The organism is Anoxybacter fermentans, assembly GCF_003991135.1.
Taxonomy (GTDB): domain Bacteria; phylum Bacillota; class Halanaerobiia; order DY22613; family DY22613; genus Anoxybacter; species Anoxybacter fermentans.
This window is the reverse complement of the sequence record NZ_CP016379.1, coordinates 475,263-496,957: the sequence shown is the minus strand read 5'-3', so window position 1 is coordinate 496,957 and position 21,695 is coordinate 475,263. Positions and strand designations below refer to the sequence as shown.

Annotated in this window: 21 protein-coding genes, 1 tRNA gene and 1 other RNA gene; 1 reads left to right on the top strand and 22 read right to left on the bottom strand. The window is 38.0% G+C overall.

All coding sequences use genetic code 11. The features are described 5' to 3' along the window. Positions 1-3 precede the first annotated feature (3 nt). The 11 genes from BBF96_RS02130 to BBF96_RS02085 all read right to left on the bottom strand — a co-directional run bounded on the left by BBF96_RS02130 (position 4) and on the right by BBF96_RS02085 (position 10,054). On the bottom strand, positions 4-747 hold the full coding sequence (locus tag BBF96_RS02130) for a hypothetical protein (RefSeq protein ID WP_127015632.1): 744 nt from the start codon (positions 745-747) through the stop codon (positions 4-6). A 19-nt stretch (positions 748-766) separates the two neighbouring features. Further along, positions 767-1,063, bottom strand: a complete 297-nt coding sequence (gene eutM, locus BBF96_RS02125; RefSeq protein WP_127015631.1) for an ethanolamine utilization microcompartment protein EutM — start codon at positions 1,061-1,063, stop codon at positions 767-769. A 4-nt stretch (positions 1,064-1,067) separates the two neighbouring features. Next, positions 1,068-1,640: a phosphate propanoyltransferase gene (pduL, locus tag BBF96_RS02120; protein ID WP_127018147.1), complete on the bottom strand. Its 573-nt coding sequence runs from the start codon at positions 1,638-1,640 to the stop codon at positions 1,068-1,070. A 120-nt stretch (positions 1,641-1,760) separates the two neighbouring features. After that, on the bottom strand, positions 1,761-2,717 hold the full coding sequence (locus tag BBF96_RS02115; protein ID WP_127015630.1) for a sugar-binding transcriptional regulator: 957 nt from the start codon (positions 2,715-2,717) through the stop codon (positions 1,761-1,763). Positions 2,718-2,977: 260 nt separating this feature from the next. Beyond that, the gene (locus BBF96_RS16315) at positions 2,978-3,136 is read right to left on the bottom strand and encodes a hypothetical protein (protein WP_164730856.1); all 159 of its coding nucleotides are present in this window, start codon (positions 3,134-3,136) and stop codon (positions 2,978-2,980) included. Positions 3,137-3,439: 303 nt separating this feature from the next. Then, the gene (locus BBF96_RS02110) at positions 3,440-4,213 is read right to left on the bottom strand and encodes a SigF/SigG family RNA polymerase sporulation sigma factor (RefSeq protein ID WP_127015629.1); all 774 of its coding nucleotides are present in this window, start codon (positions 4,211-4,213) and stop codon (positions 3,440-3,442) included. A gap of 18 nt (positions 4,214-4,231) precedes the next feature. Continuing rightward, complete coding sequence (spoIIAB, locus tag BBF96_RS02105; protein ID WP_205665687.1) at positions 4,232-4,657, bottom strand: anti-sigma F factor; 426 nt, start codon at positions 4,655-4,657, stop codon at positions 4,232-4,234. A 22-nt stretch (positions 4,658-4,679) separates the two neighbouring features. Then, complete coding sequence (spoIIAA, locus tag BBF96_RS02100; protein ID WP_127015627.1) at positions 4,680-5,027, bottom strand: anti-sigma F factor antagonist; 348 nt, start codon at positions 5,025-5,027, stop codon at positions 4,680-4,682. Between the two features lie 328 nt (positions 5,028-5,355). Further along, entirely contained in the window at positions 5,356-6,432 is a 1,077-nt protein-coding gene (locus tag BBF96_RS02095; RefSeq protein ID WP_127015626.1) for an aminopeptidase, read from the bottom strand. Positions 6,433-6,842: 410 nt separating this feature from the next. Next, complete coding sequence (iadA, locus tag BBF96_RS02090) at positions 6,843-8,030, bottom strand: beta-aspartyl-peptidase (protein ID WP_127015625.1); 1,188 nt, start codon at positions 8,028-8,030, stop codon at positions 6,843-6,845. A gap of 902 nt (positions 8,031-8,932) precedes the next feature. Next, the gene (locus BBF96_RS02085) at positions 8,933-10,054 is read right to left on the bottom strand and encodes a PRK06851 family protein (RefSeq protein ID WP_127015624.1); all 1,122 of its coding nucleotides are present in this window, start codon (positions 10,052-10,054) and stop codon (positions 8,933-8,935) included. Between the two features lie 804 nt (positions 10,055-10,858). Here BBF96_RS02085 and BBF96_RS02080 point away from each other — a divergent pair. Then, entirely contained in the window at positions 10,859-12,589 is a 1,731-nt protein-coding gene (locus tag BBF96_RS02080) for a methyl-accepting chemotaxis protein (RefSeq protein ID WP_127015623.1), read from the top strand. A 55-nt stretch (positions 12,590-12,644) separates the two neighbouring features. Here the strand turns inward: BBF96_RS02080 and BBF96_RS02075 are convergent. The 11 genes from BBF96_RS02075 to eno all read right to left on the bottom strand — a co-directional run bounded on the left by BBF96_RS02075 (position 12,645) and on the right by eno (position 21,632). After that, positions 12,645-12,721: transfer RNA gene (locus BBF96_RS02075), tRNA-Trp, on the bottom strand. A gap of 20 nt (positions 12,722-12,741) precedes the next feature. Continuing rightward, positions 12,742-13,098, bottom strand: a transfer-messenger RNA (tmRNA) gene (gene ssrA, locus BBF96_RS02070). 77 nt (positions 13,099-13,175) lie between these two features. Then, positions 13,176-13,634 (bottom strand): SsrA-binding protein SmpB, encoded by a 459-nt coding sequence (gene smpB / locus BBF96_RS02065; protein WP_127015622.1) that lies wholly within the window; start codon positions 13,632-13,634, stop codon positions 13,176-13,178. Positions 13,635-13,766: 132 nt separating this feature from the next. Further along, complete coding sequence (rnr, locus tag BBF96_RS02060) at positions 13,767-15,884, bottom strand: ribonuclease R (protein WP_127015621.1); 2,118 nt, start codon at positions 15,882-15,884, stop codon at positions 13,767-13,769. A 59-nt stretch (positions 15,885-15,943) separates the two neighbouring features. Next, positions 15,944-16,234 (bottom strand): hypothetical protein, encoded by a 291-nt coding sequence (locus BBF96_RS02055; protein WP_127015620.1) that lies wholly within the window; start codon positions 16,232-16,234, stop codon positions 15,944-15,946. After that, entirely contained in the window at positions 16,231-16,752 is a 522-nt protein-coding gene (locus tag BBF96_RS02050) for a nitroreductase family protein (protein ID WP_127015619.1), read from the bottom strand. Before BBF96_RS02050 ends, BBF96_RS02055 begins: the two co-directional genes overlap by 4 nt. A 23-nt stretch (positions 16,753-16,775) precedes the next feature. Further along, entirely contained in the window at positions 16,776-17,327 is a 552-nt protein-coding gene (locus BBF96_RS02045; RefSeq protein WP_127018146.1) for an HDIG domain-containing metalloprotein, read from the bottom strand. Positions 17,328-17,364: 37 nt separating this feature from the next. Next, complete coding sequence (locus BBF96_RS02040; protein ID WP_127015618.1) at positions 17,365-17,751, bottom strand: PaaI family thioesterase; 387 nt, start codon at positions 17,749-17,751, stop codon at positions 17,365-17,367. A gap of 164 nt (positions 17,752-17,915) precedes the next feature. Continuing rightward, positions 17,916-19,880 (bottom strand): sodium-translocating pyrophosphatase, encoded by a 1,965-nt coding sequence (locus tag BBF96_RS02035; RefSeq protein ID WP_236777860.1) that lies wholly within the window; start codon positions 19,878-19,880, stop codon positions 17,916-17,918. Positions 19,881-19,946: 66 nt separating this feature from the next. Further along, complete coding sequence (secG, locus tag BBF96_RS02030) at positions 19,947-20,171, bottom strand: preprotein translocase subunit SecG (protein WP_127015616.1); 225 nt, start codon at positions 20,169-20,171, stop codon at positions 19,947-19,949. A gap of 168 nt (positions 20,172-20,339) precedes the next feature. Beyond that, positions 20,340-21,632, bottom strand: coding sequence for a phosphopyruvate hydratase (gene eno / locus BBF96_RS02025; protein WP_127015615.1), 1,293 nt, complete (start codon positions 21,630-21,632; stop codon positions 20,340-20,342). Positions 21,633-21,695: the final 63 nt, after the last annotated feature.

Below are 21,695 nucleotides of genomic sequence, written 5' to 3'. Positions count from 1 at the left end.
ACATCAGACCATACGCAGTTGCAATCCGTAGCGCTTCATTTCATCACGAGCCAGTGGAGTGATAATTGTACCTTCTGGCACCACAATTTCCCTTTGATCCTTCATCTTCCTAACATCTACAGCTGTTAAAACTCCTTTTTTCACTGGCCCATTGGGTTTAAATGGTATTGAAGCAAAAAGATGTTTCAAACCCCTATCAGTCATCCACTCCATTCCCATTATCTTACCTTCTCTGATAAGACTCTGTATTCTCCGAATAATAGGAGAAAGATCTTGAGATTGATAAAAATCCAATACGGGTTGAACAAAAATCTTTCGCGCACGGACAGAAACTCCTTTAATAAGTGCTTTAGTCAAAAGGAGACTGACACTACATTCAGGTTCTAAATGAACCATGCGTGAAAGCACAGCAAGGGGGATCCAGGGTAAGCAGATTATTGAACTCTCACTTAAAATCTGATCCAATTCTGCTTCCCCTTCCCCTTTTACCACCCGATAACGTAAAGCAGCCGGAAGTTCTGATTCCTGTAAATCTGTTTCACCCAAAAAAATACGAAATTCCTGATTCAAACTTTGCAGAAAATCAAGTATATCTTGTACATAAGAAAGTCCACTACAACTACCACTTAAAACTACCAATGGAAGTGGCTCAAGTTTTCTGGTATTTATCTCTACCCCCGCCAACTTAATCTGTTTTAGAACTTCCCGTACAACCAGTTCAATCAATTGCCGTTCTTCCATTTCCAATAACAGTTCCTCCTAAAAATTACTTGGTTTTAGTTTTCTCTACCTTAATGGGAAAGATTTTTTCTAAATCACTATGGGGACGTGGGATCACATGGGCTGAAACCAGTTCGCCTACCCGATTAGCAGCTTCAGCACCAGCATCAACAGAAGCTTTAACAGCCGCTACATCACCGCGAACCAGTACAGTTGTAAAACCTCCACCAATCTTCTCAAAACCAACAACTTTTACATTAGCAGCTTTAGCCATAGCATCAGCAGCCTCAATCATCCCTACCAGTCCTCTAGTTTCTACCATACCTAATGCTTGATATTCCATTCTATTAACCCTCCTTTAATATTTCTACAAAATTACCATTTTTCAGTCCAGCAGCATTTCCTTCTTCAATATCCAGATGCATTTCTAGCCGGAAATTTGGACTTACTCTTACTAAAACCTGGTCAAAGACCAATGCACGCAAACCACCACATCTGACTTTCACAATCTCTTTGTCCCGAACCTTGAAGCGTGCCCCATCCTCAGTTGACATATGAATATGACGCTGGGCACAAATGACTCCATTTTTTAATTCAACCACACCCTTCGGCCCTACCACTATACAACCGGGTGTGTCTGCCAGATCACCTGAAGGTCTGACAGGAGGCATAATTCCCAATTGGTATCCATCTCCAATAGAAATTTCAACCTGAGTCTGGTTACGAACCGGGCCCAAAATTCGTACATCTTCCAGGATACCTTTGGGACCAATTAATTTAACTTTTTCCTTTGCGGCAAACTGACCGGGCTGAGATAAGTCTCTCAATTTGGTCAGGGTATAGCCCGGGCCAAAGAGACAGTCTAAATCTTTTTGACTGAGGTGAATATGTCGATTTGAAAGAGCAACGGGAATAGCCATACTATTATTCCTTTTACACAACTCCTTAACCACTTCAGCAGTAATCAAACGTATTAATTCCTCTTCTTTCAATAAATTCATCCCTCCTTTTATCCTAAATTACAAAAAGAAAATTTATATTTAAGCAGGATACTTAATACCTGCTTTTTCCAGAACCAGAGTAGCAGTCTCTTCATCAGTAATCAATACATTAAGAAAGCCACCTCTCATTGCTCCCAAAATACCAGCTGCTTTTTCTTTTCCGCCAGCCACGGCAATAGCATATTCTTTATCTTTCAGATCATTCAATTCAATACCAATAGTCCGTTCATCCAGAGCCGGATCAGCAACCTCACCATCTATAGTAAAAAAACGGGAACAAATATCTCCAACAGCACCTTTAGCTTGAAGAGCATAAATTTCCTGAGCAGTAAGATAACCTGCCTCTATTTGGGCTGCAGATGAATCAAGGGCACCAATACTATAAATAGCTACATTAATCTCTGCCCCCACCTGAATGGTCCTCCTCAAACTGCTATCTGACATAAAGGCTTTCTTTACACTCACAGTATCTACAATAGCCGGGACAGGCAAAAAATATGCTTTGCCTCTATAGGCAGTAGAAAATTTTTCGATAATCTGACTGGCATGGATATTAGTTCCAGAAAGGCCCATGCCGCCTTTCATCTGCACTACTCGAATATTGGAAAGATTTTTAGGTTTTAAAAACTGAGAGACGTGATGAAGAGTATTTCCCCAGGCTACTCCAATGGTATCTCCATCTTTCAAAATCCGATATAAATAATTGGCAGCAATCTCTGCCAGAGTCAATATTGGATTTTCTCCAACCAGCGGAGTAATTATTACTTCCTTTAAATCAAATTCTGTCCTGAAAATTTCTTCCAACTTAGAACAGTAACCAAGGGGATTATGAATAATAATCTGAACAATACCCTTTTCCCGGGCCTGAGCAAGTAAACGAGAAACAGTTGGTCGAGAAATACCTAATTTATTAGCAATAGCCTGCTGAGTTTGTCCATATTCATAGTACATCTGAGCAACCTGAACTATCAATTTTAATCTTTCAATACTTTCCATACTCTCACCTGATTTGCTTTTTACATTTGTTCATCTTTATTTTACAAAAGTTTATATTATCATATTCTACATCGACGCTATTTTTCCTGTTAGATTTACAAATTTTTTTTGGATTTTTATATAAAAAATAAAAAATATTGAGTTATCACCGGTTCATAGCTTATGATAATTTAGAAGGCGGGGCTTTTTAATCCCGCCTTTTCTTTAATTATTGAAGGAAAAAATCCATAACCTTTGTATATTGGCTCTGCCGTTCATTCTTAGCCAGTAATTTCTTTAACCCATCCCAAAACCTTAATAACACCTTCAGGAATCTGTTTATTAAACATAAACCACTGAGAAATAAGCCAGGTACAGAATCCAGCCAGGCTGAAAATAAAGATCAGTATCAACAGGGATTTCAATAATTTAGATAACATAAATAAAGATACCTCCACAAAATAACTTATATTGTTAAACTGCAAAAAGCTAATTTTTCGCTTCTTGAGAAATTTTTCGAATCATCTAAAGTTCGATTTCCGCCGAAATAAGGCTTTCTAATCAAAGGACCCTCCTGGCCATTGATTAGCTCATCACCTCCTGTGATGAGGCCTTACTTCGTCGGAAATCTTACTAAGATAATTTGGCGAAAAATTTCTATTTCGCTCAAAATTAGCTTTTTGCAGTATAATCTTTATATTTATTATCGGTATCTTTATCAAAAAATATGTAATTTAAAAAAATCAAGCCAACATATGTTTAATCTCTTCTAACACCTTTTTTTCTAAACGACTAACATGAACCTGTGAAATCCCGAGAATCTCTGCAATCTCAGTCTGGGTCCTCTCCTGAAAGTAACGTAAAAAAACAATACGCCGCGAACGTTCATCCAGTCTAGAAAGTACCTGTCGTAAAGCAATCTTATTAATTTCTCCTTCTACAAAACCCATTTGATCATCATAAATCTGATCTATAAGTAAAATTTCTTCCCCTTCTTTTTCAAAAATTGGACTAAAAAGTGAAGTGGGCTCCTGGACTGCTTCCATAGCATTAATAATATCCTCAGGAGTAAGACCTGTTTTTTGGCTAATCTCCTGTACAGTAGGTTCTCGACCTTCTTCTTTGATAAAACTTTCTTTAAATTTACGTATTCGACTCGCCGATTCTTTCAACGTCCTGCTAACTTTCACCAGACCATCATCCCTGATAAAACGGCGGATTTCACCAATAACCCGGGGAACTGCATAGGTTGAGAATTTTAAATTTCGACTCAAATCAAAATCGCGAATGGCTTTAATCAGTCCGATAGTCCCAACCTGGAAGAGATCTTCCATCTCATAACCGGAATTTTTAAAACGGTGAGTAATCTTCATCACCAATCGTAAATTATGCTGAACCAGACGTTCTTTAGCCTGGTCATCACCTTCCTGGGCCAGAGCAATCAATTTTCTGGTCTCAGCATCACTTAAAATTTCGTGATGGGGAATATGTCCAAACTCCTGGCGATAATTAGCCATTTACCATCCCCCCCCCACTTATTCACTTTTTTCCGGTATTTTGACCATTCGAACCAGTGTTCCCTCACCGGGTGTTGAAATAATCTCCATTTCATTCATAAACGAATTTATAAAGACAAGCCCCAACCCCATACGCTCTTCACTGGTAGTAAAAGAAGGCTGCATAGCAGCTTCAATATCTTCAATCCCAACACCAAAATCTTCAACTTCAATCTTAAGTTTTCCATCTTCAATAGTCATATTTAACACAATAGTTCCGTCCGGTCTGTTCTCATATCCATGGATAATACAATTAGAGACAGCTTCAGAAACAGCTACTTTAATCTCCTCAATTTCCGCCAAAGTAAAATTCAGTTGAGCAGCAAAAGTAGCGGCGGCTATCCGTGCAAAACCAATATTTTCACTCATACTGGACATTTCTATTCTTGCTCTATTTTTAATCATCTCCATATCCCCCTTTTTTAAATCATAAAAGATCAAAAGCAGTTTCAGCCTCAGCTTTATTTTCATAAATCCTAATGATTTTTAACATTCCCGAAAGTTCAAAAATCCTTCTTACCCGTGGACTCACTGCAACAGCTGCTAAATTGCCACCTCGCTGTTTTATCGTTTTATATCGACCCAAAATAACTCCCAATCCAGAACTATCTATGAACTCAATTCCTTTTAAATCCAGGATCAGATTTTTTAAAGAAGGATATTTTTGTAAATACTGATCAATTCCCTGGCGCAGATCATCAGCGGTATGCAGATCCAGCTCTCCTTTAATCTGCACGATTAAAGTATCTTTTTTCTTCTTAATATGTAGTTCCATATTCCCCCTCCTAATAACTTTCTATTTTTTGCCACTTTTCGTTATTACTTAATTTCTCGATGAAAGAAAAAATTCCTTCAATTTCTTAGCATTTTTTTAGGGATTTCGAAAAACATCTATAGGTACTTATTATCACCCCATTATTATATCTTTTACTTACAATTATGATGAGGCCTTATTTCAACTGAAATCGAACTTTAGATGGTTCGAAAAATTTCTCTTGAAACGAAAAATTAGCTTTTTGCAGTAAGATCATATATAAATTATAATTTCCTAAACATTAAAAAAAGGTTTTTGAAGTTATTCCTTCAAAAACCCAAAATTATGATTAATCTTCAATCAAAAACTTACCATTCTCAGCTACAACCTTACCATCTAATATAATCTTTCCATCTTTCCTTAAGTCTTTAATCATATCCCAATGGATTGCAGAAACATTTTTACCGCCAGACTCAGGGTAAGCCCGGCCCAAAGCCAGATGGATGGTTCCACCAATCTTTTCATCAAAGAGAATATCTTTAGTAAAACGCTGAATTCCGTAGTTGACTCCAATTCCAAATTCACCTATGTATCTGGCGCCTTCATCAGTATCCAAGCTAGATAAGAGAAAATCTTCATTTTTAGTGGCAGAAGCTTTAACAACTTTACCATCTTTGAACTCTAAGCGGATACCACTAACTTCTTTACCCATCCGCATGGCAGGAAAGTCATAAGTAATATAACCATTAGCAGAATTTTCAATAGGTGCATAGAAAATTTCTCCGTCAGGCATATTATTACGACCATCACATTTGATACCTTCTCTACCTTCAATGCTAAAAGTCAAATCTGTACCTGGGCCAACAATTCGTACCTCTTTGCCAGCATCAAAAATAGCCTTAATTTTATCTTGATATTTTGAATTTTCAACCCAGTCAATATTTGTAGCACTATAAACAAAATTTTCATACTCCTCTAAAGACATCTCCGCTTCCTGAGCCAGAGCTGGAACCGGGAAGTTACAGCCAACCCAACGCACATTGCCACCCATTACATATTCAGAAATCGGCATTAAAGCCTTCTGATGTAGTGAAAGCCGCTTTGGATCAATAGTACTCATATATTTAGTATTCTCAGGCGCATTGATACTTATTAAAGCATCACATTTCTTAATCATATCCAGAAAAACTTCATTGGTTCTACCGATAATCTCTTCCGAACCATACTTCATAAATAAATAACCAGCTGTTTCTAAAGTAATGCGGGTTACAGGTTCTGCACCGGCCTGAGCAACCTTTTTTACAATCTCTTCAATTAAAGGCCTGGCCAGAATACTACCGGAAATCAGAACCCTTTCCCCCTCTTTTACTTCAACAGAATAATTTACCAGAATATCAGCCAACTTTTCAATACGTGGATCACCCATCAATTTTACCTCCTATTTTTTAAAATTTATCTTTATAATTTATACATTCTACATATCTTTGAACATTCCTTTTTTCTTCCTGCTCTTCGAATTTGCCTTAGTTTACTGCAAAAAGCTAATTTTTCGCTTAATAAAAAAATTTTTCGAACCATCTAAAGTTCGATTTCAGTCGAAATAAGATGGTTTAACAAAAAATTTCTATATCGCTCAAAATTAACTTTTTGCAGTTTTTTATAAATTATCTACACCAAATGTTATCTATAATCTGCGAAACGTATAATTTCCTAAATATTAAAAAACCTCCCACATCCTGCAGGAGGTTTACCACCTTTAACCCATTTTCCTTTCAATCTCTCTGGAATATTAAATTCTCATATAAATATCCTACCCGATCAGCTTCCATCAATCTACTAATTACCTTGAGTTAGTTCAAAAGTACCTCTAACAAGAATTTCTTTATTATGGATCATCATCTTACCCTTTGCCATCACACTTAAAATCATTAATGTCTCAGAATCTAAAATGACCAGATCAGCATCTTTACCCGGTTCAAGACACCCTTTTTGTTTCAATTTTAAAATCCTGGCTGGATTTGAAGTGATTACCCGCAATGCATCTTCTAACTCTACTCCATCTTCTAATACTGCATCACGAAATTCCCGATGAAGAGAACTAACTTTACCAATACCCAATCTTTCAAACTGGCCATGCTCATTAAAGACAGGTAAACTTCCCTGACCATCAGAACTAAAAGTAATCTGTTCTACAGGTACTCCAGCCTCTAGATATTTCCTAAGCCCTGTGCTTGCCTTAACCTCATCATTAGTTATCCACCGCGGATCTGAGCTGGTAGTTAAATCTAGATACCCCCCCTCTCTAGCATATTTAATTCCCTCCTTAAAAATTCTCTGGTTTCGATTGACATGGGTAGGAAGAAACTGAGTGATAGGAATCTCAGTAGTTCTGGCTATCTTGAGCAGGTCATTGAACATTACTTCCCCATCTCCCAAATGAAAATTGACAATACCGGCTTTACCGGATAAAATCCCACCAACCCTTGCTTCAGATACAATCTTCAATAGTTCATTAAACTGGGGCTGAGATGAACGATGATCAGAAATAGCCAATTCTCCTATACCAATTACTTTGTCAATGAGAATAATATCATCCCGCGGACGATCAGTAATTGTACGAACGGGGAACTCATAAGAACCTGTGTAGATATATGTTGTAATTCCTTCTATTTCAAGAGCCCTGGCCTTTGCCAGAAGTCCAGGTAAACTACGGGTTGTACCATCAGTACCCAGGCATCCAACTACTGTAGTTACTCCAGCAGTGGTCAAATCTGTCAACTGAATCTCCGGTGTCCGGGTGTGAAATCCACCCTCACCACCGCCACCGCAAATATGAACATGGGAATCAATAAATCCCGGTACAACTAATGCCCCATCTGCATCAATCTCCTCCACTTCCATCCAGTCCGGAAGAGGAGGAATTTGATCCATAATTTGGGCAATTTTATCATCAACAATAAGAATATCCTTTTTTCCTAAATAAGTTGGTGCATATACTTGACCATTATAAATGACTTTAATCATAGTATTAACTCCTTTCAACTCAAATTGTTTATAAATCCCTACTCCTTTTTATAAAAACAAAGGAAGGGTTATTTACAATTAAGCCCTGATATTGAAAGAAACTATCATTATGTAGGTCACTGACACTAATTCGATTATCTTCTGCAACCGTCAACATATAATTAATGATTAAGCTGCAAAAAACTAATTTTGAGCAACATAAAAATTTTCCGTTAAACCATCTTAGTAAGATTTCGGTCGAAATAAGGTCTAATATGAAGATTGATGAGCTAATCAAGGGCCAGGAGGGCCATTGACTAGTGTGCCGTATTTCGACCAAAATCGAACTTTAGATGGTTCGAAAAATTTCTTTTGAAGCGAAAAATTAGCTTTTTGCAGTAAAATTATTAATGATATCTTTCAATTCTGAACATGTCTATACCAATCAAATTGTTATAATTTCGACACCTGCAAAGGTGGAAGTCTAAGGTAAATAACTAGATTGGCCCTACCAGAAACAAGAGCAATAACCCTTTTTTGCTTCACTTTTTTCTCACTCCTCTAAAAAAACCAGGCATTTTTTATAATTTCGTCAAATGATAATTTCTTCCTTCTTTTAAAACTACTTAGTCAATACTTCATATACAAGTTTAAACTGCAAAAAGCTAATTTTGAGCACCATTGAAATTTTTCGTTTACCATCTTAAAGAATGACCTCATATGAACAGGTGATAAGCTAATCAAGGGTAGGAGGGCTCCATTGATTAGTATGCCTTATTTCGTTAGATAGTTCGAAAAATTAGCTCTTTGCAGTAAAATCATATAATAATTTGGGTAATTTTATAAATCTTTTGAAATGAAGAAACATTTGCTTCACATATAAAAATCCTCCTGCATGTTGCAGGAGGATTAATCATCAACCTTTAACCTACTTTCTTATCAATCTCTTCTGCATACCCTATAATCCGATCTAAAGTATGCTCCCAGAGACGAGAGATAGCATCAAAATCCATATTGGGAATGTAGAAAGTCTCCATATGATCATGGGTTTTTTTGGCCTGACTGATAAATTTAATGGCTCTATTGAAGAGTTTATTAAAGATTTTCTCATTCTCCTCTACCAATTTTTCATATTTCTCTAAAATCTCAGCATTGAGACAATAATCCATGTTAATCTTCTCATCCCCATTTTGAGGAGAATAGAGATGAGGTTCTATAGACTTAGTAAAAGCAATACTCAATTCAGGAACAACTACATGCTCAATCTTCTCTGGATTCAGGGCACAGTGATACATCTCCACTTTATACCCACGCTCAACTGCAGCAGTAGCAATTTTTCTAAGTAAAGTAGATTTTCCGGTACCCGGCCGTCCTTCGATAATATAGCGCTTTTTACATGGTCCAACAATGGTCTCCAGATAATTTACCATTCCATCAGGAGTAATGGCACTGGCAAATAGGTGTCTTTCTTCACCAATCCTCGTACTTACATCCCGGGTAAAAACCTTTTCAATTAAATTAGCAGCAATCTTGTTTGCTTTACCATAATCCATAGCTTCCTGATTAGCCTTCTCCCAATCATCATATACTACCTGGGCTGCCTTCAAAAAGCGATAGGCTCTCTCAAAAAGTCTACTAACTTCCTGATTAGCCTCAATGATATCTTTTTTATGAGAACGCATCCCTTCTTCATCCCAGAAGTCACCCAGATGAATAATCTCATCAACACAACCCGGGTTTTTGGGATCTACAATATGTGGTGCGGTACCATCAATCAAAGCAACACCAATAGCCGGAATAACAACCCCATCTAAAGATGCATTATCTGAAGAACAGTGGTGAAACTCAATGTCATAACCGCGTTCTAACATTGCTTCACCAATCTTACGCATAAATGTAGATTTACCTACTCCCGGACCGCCTTTTATAATAAAAATTCGAGTTGTATCTGGTGGAATAATATAATCATAAAATGAATAAAATCCTTTTGAAGTATTTCCACCTGGAAAAACATGTTTAATTCTACCTTTTTGAACTTTTGTCATAATAAAACGACCTCCTCAATGCCTTTGGTTTGCTATAGCATATGCAGAAGGTCGAAAATCTGTGCACACTATTATTATATTCCTGTATAAACTTTTTTGTGCAATTTTTTTTAATAAAATTTAATGTGTTTCAGTTAATTTTAATATAATTATAAATCCAACATCCATCTCATATTTGAAGGCCGTTCTTCATCCCGTGGTAATATGTAATTGACTCCTAATGCATTACCGCATTTATTAATCTCTTCGATTAGTTCTTTAGACAGGCTTATTTTAACCTGATTCCCCAGTAATTCTATATTCAAGTTGGAGTTTTTTATACACAATTTTACTGCAAAAAGCTAATTTTTCGCTTCAAGAGAACTTTTTCGAATCATCTAAAGTTCGATTTCTGCCGAAATAAGGCACACTAATCAATGGGCCCTCCTGGCCCTTGATTAGCTCATCACATCCTGTGATGATGCTTTATTTCTCCCTCAATCTCACTAAGATGGTTAAATGAAAAATTTCTATAACGCTCAAAATTAGCTTTTTACAGTTTAATTACTTAATTCAAAATTAATTTACCTGAACATCAAATCATCCTTTCATAATACTTTGATGTCCTTATTCTTTCCCTTTCTTTTAAAAATCTTGCACTTTATAATAATACCCGCAGTCTTTGTTTCAATAAACTATAAAACCTGATTTTTGCCATAGCGATAATTAATGCTTCTTTTACTTCATTTTAAGTAGGAATATTGTTAAGTAATGTCGAAATAGAACATTATTGTATTCAATCATACAAAAGGAGGAATAGCAGTAATGGACTCAAAAAAACAAAAAATTATTAGTTTTCGTGTAAAATTACTTATTATTTTTGTAATTATTAGTTTAACATCCTCTCTTATTGTTGGCTTAACCAACTACTTCTCCTCAGCTAAAAATGAAGTCAACCTTTTAAAACGCCATGCTCAATTCGCAATCCAGGTTGCTAAAGGAGCCGTCAATGTTGATCAAGTTTTCTTTCTAAAAGCAGGAGATGAAGGAAAATCTATCTATAAAAACTTATATTATACGTTAAATACTGTTCGTAAACAAGTTGGGGCATCCAAACTTTATATCATTAGTCCCGCAAACCAAAACTCCGGTATAATAAAAATAGCTTTTGGAGAAAATGATTATAAATCACCTATTGATACCCCTTTTACATATCCTGAAAACCTCCGTACACTGGTTCATACTGCTTTTCAAGGAGAAACAGTTATAACTGACAAAATATACCGTAATAAAGAGGGCCAACCCTTGCTAACTATCCTGACGCCTCTCTATACAAAGAGTAACGAGTTAGCAGGGCTACTGGTTCTGGATTTTGATGCAACTAAAACCCTGGTACGTCAGCGTCAGCTAATCTCTTTTATGCTCCTCCTTACACTGATTAGTGTCGTCTCTTCGGTAACTATCAGCCTTTTATTAACTAATCCTATGATCAAAAAAATCAAACTTCTTGTCAATAAATTAAATCAGGTGGCAATGGGAAATCTTAAAGAGAAAATTGAACTCAAATCCCGGGACGAATTTGGTCTACTGGCCAATACCATAAACCAAATGATCGACAATCTACAAAAAATTATACAGCAGATTTATCAAAGCAGCAATTCTGTTCTGGAATCCATTCAAAATATTTCTACCAGCACAGAAGAAACCTCAGCTTCAATGGAAGAAATTTCAAGTTCTATTATTGAAATCACCAATAATTATAAAACCCAGGATCAGAAAATTACTCAAGCCGTAGAAGAGGCCAATCAGTTAACGGAAATCATCACCCAGGTTTCGGATAATACCCATAAGATGGAAAGTACTTCTAAAGAGACAATACAATTGACCAAAAATGGTATGAAAAAAATTAATCATCTTAAAAACACCTCAATCGGAAACGCTAATTTTGCCAACCAGGTATTAAACACAGTTCAAACACTAGAAAAAAAATCCAGTGAAATTAACACAATTATTGAAACCATTCAATCCATCGCTGATCAAACCAATCTGCTGGCCCTGAATGCAGCCATTGAGGCGGCAAGAGCTGGTGAAAATGGTCGCGGTTTTATGATTGTAGCTGAAGAAATTCGTAATCTGGCCTATCAATCTGCTAATTCGGCCCAACAGATAACTGACATCGTTAATCAACTGCGTCAAGGTACAGTTGATGCAGTACAGGTTATGGTCAAAGTACAAAATATTCTCAATAGGCAGCGCCAACTTGCTGATGAAACCACTGAAGCTTTTCAGCAAATCGAATCCGCTATTGAGGAATATAATACCCAAATTCAATCCGTTAATCAGAGAGTACAGGAACTGCACCAGATTCAAAATCAGTTTACAACACTCCTGAAAGGTATTGCAGAAATCTCTAACTCCACTCTTAAAGCCAGCAATAGCATCTCCACTGCCAGTGAAGAGAGCGCATCAACTGCAGAACATCTTGCAGTAATAGCCCAAAAACTGGCAGAACAAGCTGAAAAAATGATGAAAGAAATTGGCCAATTCAAGATTTAGGTACAAAAACAAGCCTGTTAGATAATGCTAACAGGCTTAGTTTTTAATACAAAAATGGCACGGGTGGCAGGATTCGAACCCGCGACACGTGGATTTGGAGTCCACTGCTCTACCAGGCTGAGCTACACCCGTGCGTTTAAAAATATCTATTTTGGTGGAGGTGGCGGGAGTCGAACCCGCGTGTCCAGCAGCTTCAGCCGAAGTTTCTACGTGCGTAGTCTGTAGTCATCTTTCGGGACCCACTCGCCTACAGACACGCCCATGAGCCCCTAGCCTGTTAAGATTCCCCTATCACCTACAGGCTTCAGTGATAGAGTAGTTAGCTGATTATGATACTCCATTCAACTCCGCTAACAAGAGTTGAAGGAGCAGACTGCCGTTCTCTTCTTAGGCAGCCAGTGCGTAGTTATCGTTTGCAGATAATTTTAAGTTCCAGTGTTTTACGAGGAACTGGAGACCTCGGCACGCTTCTTCGACATCCACTACCAGAGCGAAGCCAAATCACCCCCATAGTGTACACTATAGGGCATACATTACAGTTGTTATTATAACATAAAATTTAATACCTTTCAAGATTAAATTTTAATTAATACCGTCCTCTTAAAGCCCGGTCAATCTGGCGCTGTGCGGTTCTTTTAGCAATATCTTCACGTTTATCATAAAGCTTTTTACCTTTGACTAAAGCCAATTCAACTTTCAACCAATTACGGCGAAAATAAAGACGTAATGGAACCAGACTAAACCCTCTTTCTCTAACTTTTCCATAAAGACGACGAATCTCATGTTTATGCATTAAAAGCTTTCGTTTCCGTTCAGGGTCATGATTAAAACGATTGCCAAATTCATAAGGACTAATGTGCATATTATAAAGAAAGATCTCGCCGTCTTCTATCTTGGCAAAACTATCTTTTATATTAACCCGTCCTAACCTGACTGACTTAACCTCTGTACCTTGAAGCTTTATCCCGGCTTCATAGGTTTCTATGATATGAAAATCATGACGGGCTTTTCTATTTGTAGCAACAACTTTAATATCCTCAGCCATCCCTTAACCCTCCCACAGCTAAAAACTTACTTTCTTTATTATAACAATTTTATTCTTACTGTCAAGTTAGAAGTCAGAAGTTAGATAATAACTTAACTCTAACCCTGACTTCTAATGGTTTATTTCCGAATTTCATACCAGAATCAGATCAATTTCACGTTCCTCTAAATTAACCCGATAGACTTCAACTTTCACCCGGTCTCCTAACCGATATACTTTGCCCGTCCGTTCTCCAATTAAAGCATATTGATCTTCATGATAATGATAATAATCATCGGTCATGCGGCTAACCCGTACCATACCTTCTACAGAATTCTCGAGTTCAACAAAGAATCCAAAAGAAGCAACACCATTGATTATCCCTTCAAATTGGTGACCAATTTTATCCAACATATATTCAACTTTCTTTAGATCAATACTATCCCGTTCAGCATCCATAGCTTTTCGCTCTTGAAGGGATGAATGTTCAGCAACCTCAGGTAATAACTCCTCTAATTCCTGAATCCGTTTATTTGTAAGTGAACCCTTCTTTAAAACCTCTTTAATAATCCTGTGAATTTGCAGGTCAGGATAACGCCGGATAGGTGAAGTAAAATGGGTATAATATTCGGTAGCCAATCCAAAATGGCCAATAGGAACTGTGGTATATTTGGCTTGCTTCATTGACCGCAAAAGTACTGTATTGATCATATGCTCTTCTACAGTTCCTTCAACTTTTTTTAGAATCTCCTGGAGTTGACGTGGGTGTACTTCATTTTGAATTCCTTTAATATGGTAACCAAAATTATGAATAAACTCGTTAAAATCAGCTAATTTTTGCTGATCCGGTTCCTCATGGACACGATAAATAAATGGAACCTGCCGCCAATACATATCTTCGGCTACTACTTCATTGGCTTTAATCATAAACTCTTCAATAATCTTTTCAGCAATATCTCGCTCTACTTTTATAATATCAATAGGTTTGCCGTTTTCGTCTAACTTCACTTTGGTTTCTGGAAAATTAAAATCAATACTTCCCCGCTCCATCCGCCTTTTGCGTAATACCAGACAGAGTTTTTCCATCAATTCCAGATAGGGTACTAATCGGCTATACCGTTCCCTCAGTTCTTGATCATTATCAACTAACATTTTATTGACTTGATTATAGGTCAACCTTTCACTACTTCTAATCACACTTTCAAAAATATCATATTTTATAACCCGTCCATCCCTAAGGTCAATATCCATCATACAGGTCATGGTCAATCGATCTTCATAAGGATTCAATGAACAAATTCCATTGGAGAGCCGTTTAGGGAGCATGGGAATTACCCTATCCACCAGATAGATACTGGTTCCCCGTTTTAACGCTTCCTGATCCAGGGCCGAACCCTCTTTAACATAATGGGTTACATCAGCGATATGTACTCCCAACCGGACTGTATTTTCATCCAGCTGTTCAATAGATACAGCATCATCAAAATCTTTTGCATCCTCACCATCAATGGTAAAGGTAATGAGATTTCTTAAATCCTGCCGCCGTTTGATCTCACTTTCCGGAATTTCTTCACTTATTGCATTAGCTTCTTTTAAAACATCCTTTGGAAAGTCCAGAGGAAGATCAAGCTGATGGATAATACCAGCAATATCAACTCCAGGATCACCCACATATCCTAAAATCTCAACAATTCTTCCCTCAGGATTTCGCCGTTTTTCAGGCCAGCGGGTAATTTCAACAACCACCTTTTGACCTTCTTTTGCGCCATTAAATTCTTCTTTAGGAACAAAAACATCATTAGTTATTCGTTTATCATCGGGAACCACAAAACCAAAATGCCTACTCTTTTCAAAATTTCCTACGATTCGCCTGTTGGCTCTGTTCAATATCCGGATTATCTCTCCTTCTTTTCGCTTCCCTCTGGTCTGCTTATTAATTCTGGCAATAACCCGGTCATTATGCATAGCACCATTTAAATCCTCAGGGCCAATAAAAAGATCCTCCATATCTGGATCATCAGGAATCACAAAGCCATATCCCCGTGGATGTCCATATAAACGCCCCACTACCAGATTCATCCGTTCAGGTACCCCATAAAGGTTGGCCCTGGTCTTAACAATCTCCCCATCTTTCTCCATCTGTTTTAGTAGTTTTAAAAATGCTTTGGATTCTTTTTTCGGAATTTCAAAGACCTTTAGCAATTCTTCTGCAGACATAGGTTTATATGCTTTTTCCCGCATAAAGTCTAAAATTGTCTGTCTAGCACTCATTTTTATCTCCCTCTTTTACGTTACATTTTATTTACTATAATCTATCCTTGAACTGAAAGCTACCTTTTTAAGAACCTCTCCTCTTTTAAGTGGGGAGAGGTAGAGCTTGTTGCAAACCTCTCTTTTTTAGAGACATGCCCGTGCACTGTCAGAAAAACTAAACATAATTTCTGAAGTGTATAAGTCAAGGCTAAAGCCAGGATGGCGGAGCGTCCAGTAGCAGAAGAAATTATATTTAGTTTTTCTGAGCCTCTGTGGGAGCAAGTTATGTGCGCCTCCCCTTTTTCAACAGCCTGAACCTCTCCCCTTTTAAGTAGGGAAAGGAAAATTTTTGACCAATAATCTCTCACCATTTCCACCCATCAAAAGCTATAATCTCCTCTAAAGGTTTACGACCACGATCTTTCTGCTCTCCAGCAGGATAACCCAATGGTGTCATTGCTACTACCCGATATGGATCTGGAATATTGAGAATTTCTTTTATCTGATCTTCAAAAAATGCACCAATCCAGCAGGTTCCTAAACCTTCATAATGGGCTGCCAGAATCAAATGGTCCATAGCAATGGCCCCATCCACTGCAAAAGAAGTCATATAGTTACCATGGCCCTGATAAACTTCCTCTTCATTGACACAGCAGACAATGATACAATCAGCTTCAGCTAAAAATTTCTGGCCTTTGGCTGCTTTAACAATCTTCTCCTTTAACTCCTGATCTTTAACCACAATAAATTTCCAGGCCTGAGCATTTTTGCCCGATGGAGCCAGTCTGGCCGCATTTAATATCCGCATTAATTTTTCTTCTTCTACAGGTCTACTCTCATATTTCCTGACACTCCGGCGTGTTTTAATCAGTTGATAAAAATCCATCCTGATTCCCCCTCTTTAAGTTTTTATAATCCCAGTTCTTCATGAATTGACTGCATAGCTTCAAGTCCAAGAGTAATAAACTCTTCAAGACTCAATCCCATCTCTTCACAGGATGAAATCTGCTCTCTTGATGCACCTCTAGCGAAATTTTTCTCTTTAAATCTATTGAGCACAAAACCGGTATCGATGGCATTTAACTTTTTCTCCGGATGGATTAAAGCAGCCGCTACAATCAAACCGGTCAATGGATCACTGGCATAGAGAGCTTTGTCCATCAAACTTTTCCGTGGAAGCCCGTGTACATCATTATGTACCCTTATTGCATACACAATATCTTCATCTAATCCCTTTTCTGCTAAAAAATCTGCTCCCACGATACTGTGCCGCTCAGGGTCATTAGCTGTCTTATCATAATCAATATCATGGAGCAATCCGGCTAAAGCCCATTTCTCTTCATTTTTTCCAAAATGATTGGCAAGCCGTCTCATTACCGCCTCTACAGCCAGGCAATGTTTAATCAAATTTTTCTGTTTAATCTCCTGTTTTACCAGATTTAATGCTTCTTCTCTACTCATTATTTTTGCCATTATCCATACCTCCTAATATAATTTTTTATAATTTGATAAATACCGCACTAGCTTCGGCCAAAATATTACCTTCTTCATCCTCTACCCAGGCTTTCATACCACAACGACGCTTTTTCTCTTCAACCAGTTCACCAAATATCTTTAACTCCCTACCAATGGGTACCGGATTACGAAACTTAACTTCTAAAGTAGCAGTTACTGCTTGAATACCGCGAAAATTGATCACTTTTGCCATTGCTTCATCTAAAAGAGTTGTTATCAGACCACCATGCATAACCTCAGGATAACCCTGATGGAATTCTTCCGGCGTAAAAATGGCCATAACTTTGTTTTCTCCTACCTCTCTAAAAACTAACTTGAATCCGATAGGGTTATCCTTTCCGCAAGCAAAACACATGTTCAAATCTTCCATATTTTTTCCCTCCATAATTAAACTAACCCAAAAAGAGTAGTTTTAACCCATTTTAGATGTACATTTATAATGAATTCGGTAAAAATTGCTTTATCCCTGCCTGAAAACAAATAAAAACCCCATGAATCCACTTAGGAACTCATGGGGTGATATACTTGTCCAGATTACATAAAGAGTGGAGCAAATACTAAGGAAACTATAGTCATCAGCTTAATTAAGATATTCAAGGACGGACCGGAAGTATCTTTAAATGGGTCACCAACAGTATCACCAACAACGGCAGCTTTATGAGCATCGCTACCTTTACCACCATATTTACCGCCCTCGATGTATTTCTTAGCATTATCCCAGGCACCACCGGCATTGGCCATCATTATAGCCATCAGTACTCCGGTTACCAGAGCCCCGGCTAAAAGACCACCTAAAGCTTCGGCACCCAGTATCAGACCTACTACAACGGGTACGACTACAGCCATTAGACCTGGAACAATCATTTCACGTAAAGCAGCACTGGTACTGATATCTACACAACGTGCATAGTCAGGACGTCCTTTACCTTCCATAATACCGGGAATTTCTCTAAACTGACGACGTACTTCATCGATCATACGGAAAGCAGCTCTACCTACAGCTTGCATGGTAATTGCAGAGAAGAGGAATGGTAGCATACCACCAATCAAAAGACCAATAATTACATTAGCATCCGTTAAGCTAATACCGGTTCCAGTCAGACCAGTAGCATCAGAATATGCAGAGAATAATGCAAGAGCTGTCAGAGCAGCAGAACCGATAGCAAAACCTTTACCGATTGCAGCAGTGGTATTACCAACTGCATCTAAAGTATCAGTAATCTTACGAACATCTTTACCCAATTCAGCCATCTCAGCAATACCACCAGCATTATCAGCAATAGGACCATAAGCGTCTACTGCTACAGTCATACCAACAATGGAAAGCATACCAACAGCGGAAAGAGCAATTCCGTACAGACCACCCAATTTGAATGCAAAGAAGATAGCAATTGCGATAATGATAATTGGATATGCTGTACTCTTCATACCAACAGCTAAACCACCAATGATATTTGTTGCAGTACCGGTCTGGGATTGGTCTGCTATGGTTTGTACAGGTTTATAATCCGCAGAAGTATAGTATTCAGTAATTCGACCAATCAAAATACCAGCAATCAAACCGGAAATAGTAGCACCAAATACCCCCATATCACCAATGGTATACTTCACTAAAAAGAAAGTAGCTACCAGAGTAATAATACCACTCCAGATGGTTCCCATTTCAAGAGATTGTCCTAAATTACGACCTTCTTTAGCACGAACAAAACGGGTACCAATGATAGACGCAATAATACCTACTGCAGCAATATAAATCGGCAACATAAGATAGTTAGGACCTTTAATAGCACCTAATGTAATAGCAGCAATAATAGAACCGACATAAGATTCAAAAAGGTCAGCACCCATACCTGCAACGTCACCAACATTATCACCAACATTATCAGCAATTACCGCTGGGTTCCGTGGGTCATCTTCAGGAATACCGGCTTCTACTTTACCCACCAGGTCAGCTCCAACATCAGCAGCTTTGGTATAAATACCACCACCTACACGTGCAAACAGTGCAATAGAGGAAGCACCAAAAGCAAATCCTTGAATATTTTCCAGGCCAAATATATAGCCCAAAATTCCAATTCCCAAAAGACCCAGTCCTACTACTGCCATACCCATAACAGCACCGCCAGAGAAAGCAATCTCTAAAGCGGAATTCATACCTTTTTTGGCAGCAGAAGCAGTCCGGCCATTAGCACTGGTAGCAATGTTCATTCCTAAAAAGCCGGCAAGGGCGGAAAATAAAGCACCGGTAATAAAAGAAATAGCAGTTTTATATCCTAAAGATGGAGTTAAAAACATAATAGTAGCAACAACAATTACAAAGATTACCAGAATTCGATATTCACGATTCAAAAAGGCCATAGCACCCTCATGGATCGCTTTGCTCAATTCTCTAACACGATCATTGACAAAATCAGCTTTTTCTATTTTACTAGCTAGGTAGAACGCGAATAGCAGAGCTAATATACCTGCAACAGGCGCCGCAAACAACACAACAATCATCCTCCTTATTCTGTTTTTAGTATAAGAAAGAACCCAAATAAGGACTCTTTTAAAGAACCTACGGTCCTAGACCAATGCGGCTACTGCCAGTGCCAAAATCATAAAAATAATAGCTGCAGCAGTTGTCAGTTTCGCAAAAAATTCATCCAGCCCTTTCTTCTTGCCAAAAAAAGCAGTGGCTCCTCCATCAATAGTACCGGATAAACCAGCACTTTTTCCGGACTGTAGAAGTACACCAGCAATCAGAATAAAAGATACAATGATCAATAAAATTTTTAGAGCCAATACCATTCCCCTCACACCTCCCCCGATTAAATTCGCCAATCTTTATTTTAACACAAGACCTCTAAAATTACAATACTTACAGCTACTTTTACCACTCTATCCCGAATTATAGAGAAAATGAGGCCTGTTCTATTAAACAGGCCTCTATATATATATAAACACGGGGAGGATAGTTTATCTTTTTAGATTATAAAAAGCTTCCATTCCCGGATAATTTGCCACTTCACCTAAGTACTCTTCAATCCTAAGCAGTTGATTATATTTAGCAACACGGTCAGTCCGGCTTGGCGCACCAGTCTTAATCTGACCTGCATTGGTAGCAACAGCAAGATCAGCAATAGTAACATCTTCAGTCTCACCAGAACGATGAGAGATAATAGCAGTATAACCAGCTCTTTTAGCCATTTCAATAGCTTCCAGAGTCTCGGTCAATGTACCGATCTGGTTTACTTTAATAAGAATTGCGTTGGCAACACCCATCTCAATACCGCGCTTTAAACGCTCAGTATTGGTTACAAAAAGGTCATCACCTACTAACTGAATCTTGCTTCCCAGACGCTCAGTCAGTTTTTTCCAGCCATCCCAATCATCTTCACCCAAAGCATCTTCAATAGAGATGATGGGGTATTTTTCAACCAGTTCAGCATAGAAATTAATCATTTCATCTGAAGTTAAGGTACGGCCTTCGCCAGCCAAATGATATTTACCATCTTTATAAAGCTCAGTAGCTGCAACATCTAAAGCCAGTTTTACATCAGTACCTGGAGTGTAACCGGCTTTTTCAATAGCTTCGATAATTACTTTCAGTGCTTCTTCATTGGAGCTTAAGTTTGGTGCAAAACCGCCTTCGTCACCAACAGCGGTATTCAAACCTTTTTCTTTAAGAACTTTCTTTAAGTTGTGGAAAATTTCAGCACCCATTCGTAAAGCACTAGCCCAATCAGTAGCACCTACAGGCATAATCATAAATTCCTGAATATCTACATTATTATCAGCATGCTTTCCTCCATTTAAAATATTCATCATTGGGACTGGCAGTGTACGGGCATTGAAGCCACCAACATATTTGTAAAGAGGCAGGCCTAAAGCATTAGCAGCTGCATGAGCAACAGCTAAGGAAACTCCTAAAATAGCATTAGCACCTAAATTACTCTTGTTTGGAGTCCCATCCAGCTCGATTAAGGTCTGATCGATCTCAACCTGATCTCTTGCATCCATTCCAATGATCTCTGGAGCAATGGTCTCATTAACATTCTCTACAGCTTTCCGGACACCTTTACCCAGGTAATAATCTTTGTCTCCATCTCTCAATTCTACTGCTTCATATGCACCGGTAGAAGCACCAGATGGAACAATGGCCCGTCCCATTGCGCCATCAGCCAGTATAACTTCTACCTCTACAGTCGGATTACCACGAGAATCTAATACTTCACGTGCATAAACATCAATAATGGTAGTATCAATCATTGTTAACTCCTCCTTTATTATTTAAAATCTACGATTAAACTGCAAAAAGCTAATTTTGAGCGA

Bases quoted from the DNA above. Each gene is read 5' to 3' on its own strand.
- BBF96_RS02045 (WP_127018146.1), bottom strand. From the start codon at position 17,327: ATGAGTAGAGAAGAAGCATTAAATCTGGTAAAACAGGAGATTAAACAG.
- BBF96_RS02095 (WP_127015626.1), bottom strand. From the start codon at position 6,432: ATGGGTGATCCACGTATTGAAAAGTTGGCTGATATTCTGGTAAATTAT.
- BBF96_RS02115 (WP_127015630.1), bottom strand. From the start codon at position 2,717: ATGGAAAGTATTGAAAGATTAAAATTGATAGTTCAGGTTGCTCAGATG.
- spoIIAB (WP_205665687.1), bottom strand. From the start codon at position 4,657: ATGATTAAAAATAGAGCAAGAATAGAAATGTCCAGTATGAGTGAAAAT.
- secG (WP_127015616.1), bottom strand. From the start codon at position 20,171: ATGGTATTGGCTCTAAAAATTTTATTGATCATTGTATCTTTTATTCTG.
- BBF96_RS02085 (WP_127015624.1), bottom strand. From the start codon at position 10,054: ATGACAAAAGTTCAAAAAGGTAGAATTAAACATGTTTTTCCAGGTGGA.
- BBF96_RS02110 (WP_127015629.1), bottom strand. From the start codon at position 4,213: ATGGCTAATTATCGCCAGGAGTTTGGACATATTCCCCATCACGAAATT.
- pduL (WP_127018147.1), bottom strand. From the start codon at position 1,640: ATGGCTATTCCCGTTGCTCTTTCAAATCGACATATTCACCTCAGTCAA.
- eno (WP_127015615.1), bottom strand. From the start codon at position 21,632: ATGATTGATACTACCATTATTGATGTTTATGCACGTGAAGTATTAGAT.
- BBF96_RS02035 (WP_236777860.1), bottom strand. From the start codon at position 19,880: ATGATTGTTGTGTTGTTTGCGGCGCCTGTTGCAGGTATATTAGCTCTG.
- spoIIAA (WP_127015627.1), bottom strand. From the start codon at position 5,027: ATGGAACTACATATTAAGAAGAAAAAAGATACTTTAATCGTGCAGATT.
- BBF96_RS16315 (WP_164730856.1), bottom strand. From the start codon at position 3,136: ATGTTATCTAAATTATTGAAATCCCTGTTGATACTGATCTTTATTTTC.
- BBF96_RS02050 (WP_127015619.1), bottom strand. From the start codon at position 16,752: ATGGATTTTTATCAACTGATTAAAACACGCCGGAGTGTCAGGAAATAT.
- rnr (WP_127015621.1), bottom strand. From the start codon at position 15,884: ATGAGTGCTAGACAGACAATTTTAGACTTTATGCGGGAAAAAGCATAT.
- smpB (WP_127015622.1), bottom strand. From the start codon at position 13,634: ATGGCTGAGGATATTAAAGTTGTTGCTACAAATAGAAAAGCCCGTCAT.
- BBF96_RS02040 (WP_127015618.1), bottom strand. From the start codon at position 17,751: ATGGAAGATTTGAACATGTGTTTTGCTTGCGGAAAGGATAACCCTATC.
- eutM (WP_127015631.1), bottom strand. From the start codon at position 1,063: ATGGAATATCAAGCATTAGGTATGGTAGAAACTAGAGGACTGGTAGGG.
- iadA (WP_127015625.1), bottom strand. From the start codon at position 8,030: ATGATTAAAGTCATTTATAATGGTCAAGTATATGCACCAACTTATTTA.
- BBF96_RS02080 (WP_127015623.1), top strand. From the start codon at position 10,859: ATGGACTCAAAAAAACAAAAAATTATTAGTTTTCGTGTAAAATTACTT.